The following is a 5,322-nucleotide window of genomic DNA, read 5'->3' as shown; positions in this document are numbered from 1 at the left end:
CGTTCTCGCGGGTGGAGGGGCCGGGGGCGGCGTCGGCGATCCAGGGGCCGTCGCCGGAGGGGTCGTACGCGCCGTCCTCCAGCCAGGTGTAGGTGCCGGAGAGGACCCCGGCGACGACCTTGCGGTCGAGGTCGTCGGTGTTGCTCCACAGGCGGTTGAAGAGTTCCTCGACGCGGATGCGGGACTGCCGGCAGAAGGCGTCGGCGAGCTGGTAGGCCTCGCGGCCGTGGTCGCCGGCGGCGCGCAGGTGCTCGGCGCGGACGCAGGCGGCGCTCATGGCGAACAGCTCGGCGCCGATGTCGACGACGCGGCCGAGGAAGCCCTGCTTGGTCTCCATGCGGCCCTGCCAGCGGGACATGGCGTAGAAGGTGGAGCGGGCGAGTTTGCGGGCGCTGCGCTCGACGTAGCGCAGATGGGTGGCGAGGTCGGGGTGGCCGGAGGGGTGGAACTCGCGGTAGGTGCCGGGGACCTGTCCGGCGCCGGCGGCGAGCCGGGGCAGCCAGCGGGCGTAGAAGCCGGCCGCGCGGGCGCCGGCCCTGGCCTTGTCGCCGAGGTCCTTGTCGGGGTCGATGAGGTCGCCCGCGACGGAGAGGTGGGCGTCGACGGCCTCGCGGGCGATGAGGAGGTGCATGATCTCGGTGGATCCCTCGAAGATCCGGTTGATGCGCAGGTCCCGCAGCATCTGCTCGGCGGGGACGGCGCGCTCGCCGCGCGCGGCGAGGGATTCGGCGGTCTCGAAGCCGCGGCCGCCGCGGATCTGGACCAGTTCGTCGGCCATCAGGCAGGCCATCTCGGAGCCGTAGAGCTTGGCGAGGGCGGCCTCGATGCGGATGTCGTTGCGGTCCTCGTCGGCCATCTGCGAGGCGAGGTCGACGACGGCCTCCAGTGCGAAGGTGGTCGCCGCGATGAAGGCGATCTTGGAGCCGACGGCCTCGTGCCGGCCGACGGGCCGGCCCCACTGCTCGCGTACGCCGGACCACTCGCGGGCGATCTTCAGGCACCACTTGCCGGCGCCGACGCACATGGCGGGCAGGGACAGCCGGCCGGTGTTGAGGGTGGTCAGCGCGATCTTCAGGCCGGAGCCCTCGGCGCCGATGCGGTTGGCGGCGGGCACGCGGACCCGGTGGAAGCGGGTGACGCCGTTCTCCAGGCCGCGCAGGCCCATGAACGCGTTGCGGTGCTCGACGGTGATGCCGGGCGAGTCGGCCTCGACGACGAAGGCGGTGATGCCGCCGCGGTGGTTCTCCGACTTCGGGACGCGGGCCATGACGACGAGGAGGTCGGCGACGACGCCGTTGGTGGTCCACAGCTTCACGCCGTCCAGGACGTAGGCGTCGTCCCCGTCGGGGACGGCGGTGGTGGCCAGGCGCGCCGGGTCGGAGCCGACGTCCGGCTCGGTGAGGAGGAACGCGCTGATCGCGGTGGTGGCGCAGCGCGGCAGGAAGGCGTCCTTCTGCTCCTGGGTGCCGAACATCTTGAGCGGCTGGGGCACGCCGATGGACTGGTGTGCGGAGAGCAGGGCGCCGATCGCGGGACTGGCGGTGCCGACGAGGGCGAGGGCCTTGTTGTAGTAGACCTGCGTCAGGCCGAGGCCCCCGTACCTGGGGTCGATCTTCATGCCGAGCGCGCCGAGCTCCTTGAGGCCGCGCACGGTCTCGTCGGGGATCTTCGCCTCGCGTTCGATGCGGGCGCCGTCGATGCGGGTCTCGCAGAAGGTCCGCAGCCGGGCGAGGAAGGCCTCGCCGCGCCTGACGTCCTCGTCGGCGGGCTGCGGATGCGGATGGATCAGGTCGAGGCGGAACCTGCCGAGGAAGAGCTCCTTGGCGAAGCTCGGTTTGCGCCAGTCCTGTTCCCTGGCCGCCTCCGCGACCTGCCTGGCCTCGCGCTCGGTCACCTTGGGCTGTGCGGGCTGTGTTGCGGACATGCGGGGGCTCACCTCGCCGCCGAAGTGGGGACGCTACCGGTGGGTGCTACCTGTGAGTCGTACCCCCGCAGGCCCCGGCGGAAAAGCCGGGACGGGCCACCCGGGCGAATCCCCCCGCCAAACGGCCGCCTGCCGCCGCCCTCGCGGGGCTGCGGCGGGCGGCCGGGAGAAGGGGGACGGCCGGAGCCCCCGCACAGTGGGCTCCGGCCGCCGGTTCTCGGGAGGCGTCAGAGGGCCAGGTTCGTCAGGACCAGGACGCGCTCGTACGTGTAGTCGTCCATCGCGTAGCGGACGCCCTCGCGGCCGACGCCGGACTGCTTGACGCCGCCGTACGGCATCTGGTCGGCGCGGTAGGACGGGGCGTCGCCGATGACCACGCCGCCGACCTCCAGCTCGCGGTGGGCGCGGAAGGCGGTCTGGACGTCGCGGGTGAAGACGCCGGTCTGGAGGCCGAACTTCGAGTCGTTGACCTTGGCGAAGGCCTCGTCGGTGTTCTCGACGCGGTGCAGGGTCAGGACGGGGCCGAAGACCTCCTCGCAGGCGAGGGTCACGCCGTCGGGCAGGTCGGCGAGGACGGTCGGCTCGTACGAGGCGCCCTCGCGGTTGCCGCCGGTGAGCAGCTTGGCGCCGGCGGCGACGGCCTCGTCGACCCAGGACTCGACGCGCTTGGCGGCGTCCTCGGAGACGAGCGGGCCGACGTCGGTGGCGTCGTCGGACGGGTCGCCGGTGACCTGGGCCTGGACCTGGGCGACGACCTTCTCGACGAGGCGGTCGTACACGGAGGCGTCGGCGATGACGCGCTGCACGGAGATGCAGGACTGGCCGGCCTGGTAGTTCGAGAAGGTCGCGATGCGGGTCGCGGCCCAGTCGAGGTCGGCGTCGGAGGACCAGTCGGCGAGGACGACGGCCGCGGCGTTGCCGCCGAGCTCCAGGGTGCAGTGCTTGTGGGGCACGGACTGCTGGATGGCGTAGCCGACCTTGTCGGAGCCGGTGAAGGAGATGACGGGCAGGCGGTCGTCCTGGACCAGGGCCGGCATCTTGTCGTTGGCGACGGGCAGCACGGACCAGGAGCCGGCCGGCAGGTCGGTCTCGGCGAGGAGCTCGCCGAGGATCAGGCCGGAGAGCGGGGTGGCCGGGGCCGGCTTGAGGATGATCGGCGCGCCGACGGCGATGGCCGGGGCGACCTTGTGGGCGCACAGGTTCAGCGGGAAGTTGAACGGGGCGATGCCGAGGACCGGGCCCTTGACGAAGCGGCGGGTCAGGGCCAGGCGGCCGGTGCCGCCGGCGTCGGTGTCGAGGCGCTGGGCCTCGCCGCCGTTGAAGCGGCGGGCTTCCTCGGCGGCGAAGCGGAAGACGGATACCGCACGGCCGACCTCGCCGCGCGCCCACTTGACGGGCTTGCCGTTCTCGGCGGAGATCAGCTGGGCGATCTCCTCGGTCCGCTCGGCGAGGCGCTTCGAGACGTGGTCCAGGGCGGCGGCCCGGACGTGGGCGGGGGTCGCGGAGAACTCCGCCGTCACGGCGTACGCCGCGGCCACGGCCTCTTCGACCTGGGCGTCGGTGGGGACGCTGACGGTGCCGACGAGGCGGCCGTCCCACGGGTTGTGGACGTCGAAGCTGTCCTCGCCGGTGGCCTGGCGGCCGGCGAGCCAGAAGGCGTGGGTGGAAGTCATGCGAATCCCGGCCCTTCGGATTGTGCGGATCCTTGTCCACACCACCGTAGGTGTCGGGGCCCGATCCGCGGCTTGTCCGCCGTGGAGTACCCGGCTGCCGCGGCACGCCGCTTTGTCGGTTTTCAGGCGCGGCTCACGCGGGGGCGGAGCCGGCCTTGAGGGCGAGCCACAGCTCCATGCGGACGTCCGGGTCGTCGAGGGAGCGGCCGAGGATCTCCTCGACGCGCCGCATCCGGTAGCGCAGGGTGTGCCGGTGCACGCCGAGGTCGGCGGCGGCGGCGTCCCACTGGCCGTGCCGGGAGAGCCAGGCCTGCAGGGAGGCGACGAGGTCGCCGCGGCCCTTCTCGTCGTGTTCGCGCAGGGCCCGCAGGGTGCCGTCGGCGAAGGCCCGTACGGCTTCGTCGGCGAGCAGCGGCAGGACCGACCCGGCCGCGAGGTCCTCGTGCTCCACCAGGGGGCGGCCGCGCCGCCGGGCGACGGCCAGCGCCTGGTCGGCCTGCTTGAGGGCGGCCGCGACGGCCGCGGCGCCGGCGGGGGCGGACAGGCCGACCACCAGCTCGTCCGGTTCGGGACCGGCGGCGTCCCGGCCGCGCCGGGCTTCGAGCGCCTCGGCGTGCCCGGTGCAGGCCTGTACGGCGGCCCCGCCGTCGGCGGCGAGGACGGTGAGGCGGCCGGACTCGGGCACCAGCAGCAGCGACTCGCCGGCGCGGGCGGCCGCGGACTCCACGGTGTCGGCGAGGAGGGCGAGCCCCTCGGGCTGGGCGGTGCCGGGCTGGGCGGGCTCGGCGACGACGATCCGGAACGGCGCGTCCAGCAGCGTCCCGTACAGGTCGCCGGCGACGGCGCGGGCGTGGTCCGCCTCCCCGGCCAGCAGCATCCGCAGCACGGCGGCTCCCAGCCGGGACTCGGCGTCGTGCAGGGACCGGGACCGCTCGGTGGTCAGGGTCAGCAGGGCGACCGCCGAGTGGACGGCGTACCGCTCGGCCGTGCCGAGCGGGGCTCCGGTGCCGACCGCCAGCGCACCGCGGGCCCGGCGGCCCGTGCCGAGCGACTGGAGCTCGACGCGGTCCTCCGCGCCGCCCACGACGGCGCTGGCGGGGGCGGGGCGCTCGCGCAGCCGCTCCACGTCGGGGGTGAGCCGGGCGGCGCGCCGGGCGGCCCACTCGGGCGCGGCGGCGACGACGGCGCCCGAGGTGTCGTACAGGGCGGCCCAGCCGTGGACGTGCGCGGCGAGGCGGGCCAGCAGCTCGGCGGGCCCGTCCGCGGCGAGGGCGGCCCGGGTCAGCTCGCGCTGCGCCTCGAAGCCGGCGGTGACGGCCCGGTACTGGTCGGCGGCGAGGGCCGCGGAGACGGCCTTGCTGATGGCGAGGAAGGGGGTCCTGCGCGGCACCTCCAGCAGCGGCAGGTCCTCGGCTCGGGCGGCGTCGAGAAGCGCCTGCGGGATCTCCTCGTGGTTCACGCCGACGGCGAAGCCGATGCCGACGACGCCCGCCGCGGCGAGGCGGCGGACGTAGCGGCGCATCTCCTGCGGGTCCGCCGCGTCGAGCTTCATGGCCGTGGTCAGCAGCAGCTCCCCGCCCTCCATGTAGGGGACGGGGTCGGCGAGCTCGCTGACGTGCGCCCAGCGCACGGGCGTGTCCAGACGCCCCTCCCCCGCCCGGACGCCGAGCTTGAGCGCCGAGTGCTGGACGAGGGAGGCGAGGGTGAGCGGCATCGGGATCCAGG

At 74.5% G+C, this 5,322-nt stretch carries 3 protein-coding genes; all 3 read right to left on the bottom strand.

The genetic code is table 11. The features are described 5' to 3' along the window. Nucleotides 1-1,924: acyl-CoA dehydrogenase family protein (locus EF903_RS28190; RefSeq protein ID WP_125547845.1), on the bottom strand; the 1,924-nt coding region annotated here is incomplete at its 3' end. Nucleotides 1,925-2,151: 227 nt separating this feature from the next. Next, a complete protein-coding gene (locus tag EF903_RS28185) occupies nucleotides 2,152-3,597 on the bottom strand; it encodes an aldehyde dehydrogenase family protein (protein WP_125547844.1) in 1,446 nt (481 codons plus the stop codon). A gap of 133 nt (nucleotides 3,598-3,730) precedes the next feature. After that, entirely contained in the window at nucleotides 3,731-5,311 is a 1,581-nt protein-coding gene (locus tag EF903_RS28180) for a PucR family transcriptional regulator (RefSeq protein ID WP_125547846.1), read from the bottom strand. Nucleotides 5,312-5,322 lie beyond the last annotated feature (11 nt).

It is taken from the genome of Streptomyces sp. WAC05292, assembly GCF_003949955.1.
GTDB classification, from domain to species: domain Bacteria; phylum Actinomycetota; class Actinomycetes; order Streptomycetales; family Streptomycetaceae; genus Streptomyces; species Streptomyces globosus.
This window is presented reverse-complemented; position numbering and strand designations above follow the sequence as displayed.